This is a genomic window from Labilibacter marinus (assembly GCF_001659685.2).
Lineage (GTDB): Bacteria > Bacteroidota > Bacteroidia > Bacteroidales > Marinilabiliaceae > Saccharicrinis > Saccharicrinis marinus.
The window spans coordinates 20,365-27,074 of record NZ_LXYE02000005.1 but is presented as its reverse complement, the minus strand read 5'-3'; the positions used below and the strand labels follow the sequence as shown (position 1 = coordinate 27,074).

Below are 6,710 nucleotides of genomic sequence, written 5' to 3'. Positions count from 1 at the left end.
TCAAAAAGAGAAGCAATTTTGCTTCTCTTTTTTAGTTTATAGAAATGCCATATTCTTATTATCTATTAAAAGAAATCACGAGAGAGGCATAGAAACGAGAGAGGCCATCTCAAGTGAGACAGCCCCATTAAATTTATAATCTTTTTTTAGAACTTAAATTGCCCAAACTCGCTTTTCAGGACTTAACTCTTTAAGAGAATTAAGCTCACCTGTAGAAATATCAAACATCCAACCATGAATATGCAGGTGTTGTCCCCTACCCCATGCATCCTTAACCACCTTCATCGAACTTAATTTTTCTACCTGCTTTACCACACTTAATTCTGCTAAACGATTAATTTTATCCGTATTGCTAACTATTTCCGATAAATCATCCTTATTAGACATATAAGAACTCTTAATATCTGCAATCCAGTCACCCAAATGCTCGTCTTCTAATCCATCAAATGCAGCCTTTACTCCACCACAGTTTAAATGTCCACAAACCACAATATGCTCTACTTTTAAATAATCAACTGCATACTTCAGAACACTTAATAAACTAGGGTCGTCATCATGCACTAAATTAGCTATATTTCTATGCACAAAAATTTCACCTGCCTTACTTCCTGTAATCTCCGTTTCCGGAACTCTACTATCCGAACAACCAATCCACAAATACTTTGGAACCTGAGTTAATGATAAATTCTTAAAATAATCCTTGTTATTTTTCACCATCCCTTGCGCCCAACTACGATTACTTAAAAACACCTGATCCAACAAATCCATACGCTTATCTTTTTATATTTTATACTCTTTCCTTAAACCAATTATATGCATTCCCTAGGTCAGCTATTTTCTAAAAAATTCAATAGCTGCAGTTTCCGATTTCTTTATAGTTACCTTAACATTATTCATCTTAGCCGTATCGCAGTAATCTTTAATCACCAATAAAATGTCATAATCTATAAAATTCACCGCAGTGCCATCAATGAGCAAATTAGCATCCTTTGGAACCTGCTGAAGCCTTCTTCTTAATTGTGCTTTATTGAAGAAGTATAAGTTATTGTTGATTTGAATCATATAGTTATTCGATACATTGGAGAAAATTAAACCCGAACGGAAATTGGATTTTATCACAAAGATAAATCCGATAATTATTCCAAATGTGATACCCTTTAAAAGGTCAGTAAACAGAATAACTATAATGGTGGCAAAAAATGGAATATACTGATCCATCCCTGCCTTGATAGCATTTTTGTAAGTGGATACTTTATTCAGTTTTAAGCCTACATGTATTAATACTGCTGCCAAAGCAGCTAATGGGATATAATTTAACCATTGTGCAAAAAACAATACACTCAAGAGTAAAAGAACTCCATGAAAAATAGCGGATAACTTACCCTTAGCTCCTGCGCTAATATTGGCAGAGCTACGAACAATAACTGCTGTTAAGGGAATACCGCCAATTAAGCCTGCAATTATATTTCCAATACCTTGTGCCTTTAATTCTTTATTAGGAGATGAAATGCGCTTATTCGGGTCTAATTTATCGGATGCCTCCAGACTAAGAAGCGACTCCAAACTTCCTACAATACTAATGGTAATAGCTACTATGTACACATTAGGATTTGAGATGGCTGAAAAATCAGGAAATCGTAATTCCTTAGTTAATGATGTAAAACCATCCAGTACAGGAAGTTCAACCAAATGAGCTGAAGACAATGCATATGCAGGTATATAAGCTCTAAACAACTCATTTAAACCAACGCCTAACAACACTACAAGCAAAGGACCTGGAATCAGTTTAAGAATAGCATTATTTTTAATTGACTTTGTATCCCAAAACAAAAGTATTGCCATGGAAAGCACACTAATTATAGCCGCTCCTGGAAGAAAGAAATCATCAATTAAAAAAAGTTCTGAAATGGAGTTCATTCCATAATTATCAAAAAAGGAAGCGATATCAATATTATTTCTATCAATACCGAAAGCATGTGGGATTTGTTTAAGAATGATACTTAAACCAATAGCGGTTAACATACCCGTAATAACACTTACAGGAAAAAAGTGACCAATTATACCAGCCCTGGCATATCCTAAACCCAGTTGAATAAGTCCTGATATAAATACACTTAATAAAAATGCCTCAAAAGAACCCAAGGTAGCAATGGCCGAAAAAACAATTACAGTTAATCCTGCAGCTGGCCCACTGACACTTAATTTGGAATCACTGAGAAAGCCAACCACAATTCCTCCTATTATTCCCGTTATTATTCCAGAGAAAAGAGGTGCTCCAGAAGCTAATGCAATACCTAAACACAAAGGTAAGGCTACTAAATATACCACCAAGCCCGCAGGTATATCATTCTTAATCGTTTTCATCCATCCCATAAGCAACATTTTTAATTAGGCTAAGTACTAACCAAACCAAATGCCACTAAAATGTAATATTCTGAAAAAATTGATAAAAATACTTAAGTTCAGAACTTAAGTTGCAGGGTGGGTTTTAATTTTATGGATTCTTTTCTCAATCACATCCATCAGTAATAAGTTAGATAACAGCATGGAGAAAGCATAAAAAGTATCTTCTAGAGGAATGGTAAATAAGCGAATTCCCATAAAAACATCAGGATTATACCAAACCACTTCCTGCTCTATACCAAAACCTGTTAAAACCCCATTCACTATAAAAAAGGGAACTAGGATGACAGGAAATACCCACAAAAAATCGCTCAATAACTTAATATTGAAAATCAGTGCTAATAGCACTACCATAAATAAAAAACTAAAATTGATAAAGGTGTATGCAAGATGCGACTTGGTGATAACCATAAAAGCGGATAACAACAGCAACAAAACTCCAATACCGATAGTAATACCTTTTGAAAGTGTAAGCTTGGGAAAATAGTATTTTAAGGAGTAAAAAGTAAATACACAGCAATATGGTATTACCACAAAAAAAAGAATCTCCTCCAGAGGGAGACTGAAAAAATATATTCCTGATAAATAAAGTTCATTAAAACCCCAATAGGCATTCTCAGTAAAATATTTATCCCATATTAAATACGGGATCATAATTAATATAGTTGAGATAATTAACGAAGGCCAATATTTATAAAACCTCAATCGTTTATTGAAACTATATAAAAAAGGAACCGCTCCCGATAATAATAATATCAGAAAATATAAACTCATACATTACAGGATTATTACGATTATGAATTCTTTTGTTTTTTCAAGCGCTCTTGCTTAAAATATCTATAAGGAAATATTAACAATCCAAAACATTCACCATCGGCTGGTGAATGATGTCTATGATGCATGGAGTGCGCCAAGATAATAGAACGTACATAGGTGGGCTTCCAACCTTTAAGCCATTTTAATCTGCGATGAAAAACAACCTCATGAAAAATAAAATAAGCAAAGCCATACAAGGTAATCCCAATAGCAATACTCAATAACACATCGTTAACCAATAAACTTCCGAGTATATAACAAATCATTGAAGGAATGGCAAAGATGACAAAGAACCAATCATTCTTTTCAAAGAAAGACTCACGATGCAACTCCTTGGGAAAATGATGGTCTTCATGCAAATTCCATAAAAAACCATGCATCACAAACTTATGAGCAAACCACGCTACACCTTCCATCAACATAAAGGTAGAGGCACAAATTAATATCAAAATCCAAGAATTCATTTGTCTATATTTTAGGGTTAATAGTTGACTTTATATATAATATGAAGATACAGATTAAAACAAACCGACTTTAACGATAAAGTAGGCTTTTGCTAGAAGCATTATCTTCTTAAAATTAGATATCCTTATTCTCTTTTGCATTAGTTCATCAGCCTTAGTTTTTTCAATTTTTCTCGTTAATCCCAGATAGTATACATAAGCAATATAAACACCTAGCTTAGCATTTTTAGGTAAGCCTTTAATGCCTTTTAGAGCGACTCTGTAATCTTCATAAATATCTTCTAGGATAACTTTTTTATTGGTCTGATTTAATTTTTCGTTCTGTAATTGAGGAAAATAAACCCTATCCAAACCTTCCATATCATCTTTTACATCACGCAGAAAGTTTACCTTTTGAAAGGCAGAACCTAATCTAGTTGCATTATCCTTCAAATCATCATACATTTCTTCATTTCCATTTACAAACACCTTTAAACACATTAAACCTACTACATCGGCAGATCCATATATATACTGCTTTAGCTCTAACTCATTATAAGTATTTTTATAAAGGTCGGCTCGCATGCTTTTTAAAAATGCATAAATAAGCTCATATGGAATATGGTATTTTTTAACTGTATGCTGAAATGAATTTAATATTGGATTCAAACTAATACCATCTATCAAAGCTTCTTTTAAATCTGCTTCAAAATCATCCAACAATTTGGGTTTGTTATACCCATGAAATGAATCTACAATTTCATCGGCAAAACGCACAAAACCATAAATACTATAAATGGCTTCTCGTATAGAAACATCTAGACAGCGCACTCCAATACTAAAAGAAGTACTGTAGGACTTGGTAACTAACTTACTGGAAGCAAAACTAACATGGTCAAATAACTGTTTGGCTTTACTATCTGTATTTTCTTTTCGATGGGCTATTTTTAAAGGAGATGGAGTTTCTACTACCGTAGGGGCCACACTCGCATTATCATTGAAATCTAAGTAACTCATTGGTCCATTTTTTTAACAAGCATCAACTAATTTTTCACATTCAAATATTGGGTAACTAATTGAGAAACTATTTTACCCGATATAATGGTAGGAGGCACTCCGGGACCAGGCACCGTTAGCTGGCCGGTGTAGAACATGTTGGCTAGTTTTTTATTTTGCAGTTTAGGTTTAAGAAAAGCAGTTTGTGTTAAAATATTAGATAAGCCATAAGCGTTTCCGCCATAGGCGCCATAATCTTCTTTAAAGTCATTTACACAATAAGACCTCTTTAGTATAACACAATCTTTAACAGATTGTTGAGTCATGTGCTCCAGTCGCTGTATGATTTCATCGAAATAGCGTTCTCGTATTTCTGGAGTATCTTCTATTCCTGTGGAAATTGGAATAAGAAAAATAGCACTTTCTTTTCCTTCAGGAGAACAGTTTGCATCTGTTACACTAGGAAAACTGGCATAAAACAATGGATTATCAGGCCATGTTTTAGTATCGTAAATACTTTTAGCGTGTTGTTTAAATGAGGAATCAAAAAACAAAGCATGATGCTCTAGATTTTTAAGCTTTTTATCAAACCCTACATAAAACAACAAGGCCGATGGTGCAAATACTTTTTTATTCCAGTATTTATCGGAGTAATTACGATAAGCTTCATCCAAAAGACTTTCGGTATGATAATAATCGGCACCTGAAACAACAACATCTGCTTGATTTAAAACACCATTTACCTCGACTCCTTTTACCTTTCCACTTTCAGAAACTATTTTGCTGACATCTGATTTTAAATGTATCGTCACTCCACTTTCTAAGGCCAATTGCTCAAAAGCTTTCACTACACTAAACATTCCACCCTCTGGATACCAGGTACCCAAAACCATATCGGCATAATTCATAAAGCAATAAAACGCAGGCGTATCTTCAGGCTTAGCACCCAAAAACAATACAGGAAACTCTAACACTTGCCTCAAACGCTCGCTTTTTACCCCAGCCCTAACCATGGCAGAGATGGACTTTACAAATTGCCCTAAGCGCTTAATAGTAGCTGGCGTAATTAACTCTAAAGGAGATTTACCAGGCATGTAAACTACCTTTTCCATAGCAGCATTATAATTGTATTCAGCACCTTTTAAAAACTTCTTTAAAAATTGAGCTCCACCTTTTTCCTCTTTTTCAAACAGTTCATATATTTTTTCTAAATCTGATGAAATATCCATATAATCATCCTGACCAAAGTATACACGATATCCAGGGTTTAAGCGGAGTAAATTATAGTAGTCACTGGGTTTCTTATTAAAGTCGGCAAAAAAACGCTCAAATACATCAGGCATCCAATACCAAGTTGGGCCCATATCAAATTTAAAACCAGCTTCGGTATATTGGCGGGCTCTACCTCCACACATATCGTGTTTTTCATAAACAGAAACAGAATAACCTTCTTTAGCTAAGTAGTTGGCGGCAGACAGACCTGAAAATCCAGCACCAATAACTGCAATTTTTATAGTAGAATTATCACTCATTGTTTGTTATGGTTATTAATGATTAAATTTATTTTCGATGGCAGCTTGCCTATAACTAAATATAGAAATTAACTTCCTCTTAATCAATAGTGTATTCAGCAATCTACCTATCCAGCCAAAAGGAACTTGATATACCACCTTATCAAACACTTTTACACCGTTGGTCGCTTCTTGAAATTGATGTTGATGACGCCACATTTTATAAGGGCCATGAATTTGCTCATCCACAAATAACTTACCTTTTATCAGGTTTGATATTTCTGTTACCCAGTTTAGTTTAAACCAATTAAAAACAGATAATTTATAGGTAATCACCTGACCTTGATACATATCTCTACTAACACCTGATGTAATTTTAAAATCCATATCCGCAGGAGTTATTGTAGCCAGGTTCTCTGGACGAGAAAAGAACAACCACACATCATTTAAAGTACCTTTTAACACCGAAGTGCTTTCCAGTACATAAACTCCACTTATATATCTTATTTTAACCATGGGTTAAATTATTTTTTGAGTATTA

At 34.1% G+C, this 6,710-nt stretch carries 7 protein-coding genes; all 7 read right to left on the bottom strand.

All coding sequences use genetic code 11. From position 1 onward, the window contains the following. Nucleotides 1-153 precede the first annotated feature (153 nt). The 7 genes from A8L32_RS02840 to A8L32_RS02810 all read right to left on the bottom strand — a co-directional run bounded on the left by A8L32_RS02840 (nucleotide 154) and on the right by A8L32_RS02810 (nucleotide 6,685). Nucleotides 154-768 (bottom strand): carbonic anhydrase, encoded by a 615-nt coding sequence (locus A8L32_RS02840; RefSeq protein ID WP_075590019.1) that lies wholly within the window; start codon nucleotides 766-768, stop codon nucleotides 154-156. 63 nt (nucleotides 769-831) lie between these two features. After that, nucleotides 832-2,373, bottom strand: a complete 1,542-nt coding sequence (locus tag A8L32_RS02835) for a SulP family inorganic anion transporter (RefSeq protein WP_075590018.1) — start codon at nucleotides 2,371-2,373, stop codon at nucleotides 832-834. Between the two features lie 96 nt (nucleotides 2,374-2,469). Further along, a complete protein-coding gene (locus A8L32_RS02830) occupies nucleotides 2,470-3,177 on the bottom strand; it encodes a lycopene cyclase domain-containing protein (RefSeq protein WP_075590017.1) in 708 nt (235 codons plus the stop codon). Nucleotides 3,178-3,197: 20 nt separating this feature from the next. Further along, on the bottom strand, nucleotides 3,198-3,683 hold the full coding sequence (locus A8L32_RS02825) for a sterol desaturase family protein (protein WP_075590016.1): 486 nt from the start codon (nucleotides 3,681-3,683) through the stop codon (nucleotides 3,198-3,200). A 54-nt stretch (nucleotides 3,684-3,737) separates the two neighbouring features. Continuing rightward, a complete protein-coding gene (locus A8L32_RS02820; protein ID WP_083631152.1) occupies nucleotides 3,738-4,679 on the bottom strand; it encodes a phytoene/squalene synthase family protein in 942 nt (313 codons plus the stop codon). 26 nt (nucleotides 4,680-4,705) lie between these two features. Then, nucleotides 4,706-6,190 (bottom strand): phytoene desaturase family protein, encoded by a 1,485-nt coding sequence (locus tag A8L32_RS02815; protein WP_075590015.1) that lies wholly within the window; start codon nucleotides 6,188-6,190, stop codon nucleotides 4,706-4,708. A 15-nt stretch (nucleotides 6,191-6,205) separates the two neighbouring features. Beyond that, nucleotides 6,206-6,685: an SRPBCC family protein gene (locus A8L32_RS02810; protein WP_075590014.1), complete on the bottom strand. Its 480-nt coding sequence runs from the start codon at nucleotides 6,683-6,685 to the stop codon at nucleotides 6,206-6,208. Nucleotides 6,686-6,710: the final 25 nt, after the last annotated feature.

Bases quoted from the DNA above. Each gene is read 5' to 3' on its own strand.
- A8L32_RS02840 (WP_075590019.1), bottom strand. From the start codon at position 768: ATGGATTTGTTGGATCAGGTGTTTTTAAGTAATCGTAGTTGGGCGCAA.
- A8L32_RS02835 (WP_075590018.1), bottom strand. From the start codon at position 2,373: ATGGGATGGATGAAAACGATTAAGAATGATATACCTGCGGGCTTGGTG.
- A8L32_RS02830 (WP_075590017.1), bottom strand. From the start codon at position 3,177: ATGAGTTTATATTTTCTGATATTATTATTATCGGGAGCGGTTCCTTTT.
- A8L32_RS02825 (WP_075590016.1), bottom strand. From the start codon at position 3,683: ATGAATTCTTGGATTTTGATATTAATTTGTGCCTCTACCTTTATGTTG.
- A8L32_RS02820 (WP_083631152.1), bottom strand. From the start codon at position 4,679: ATGAGTTACTTAGATTTCAATGATAATGCGAGTGTGGCCCCTACGGTA.
- A8L32_RS02815 (WP_075590015.1), bottom strand. From the start codon at position 6,190: ATGAGTGATAATTCTACTATAAAAATTGCAGTTATTGGTGCTGGATTT.
- A8L32_RS02810 (WP_075590014.1), bottom strand. From the start codon at position 6,685: ATGGTTAAAATAAGATATATAAGTGGAGTTTATGTACTGGAAAGCACT.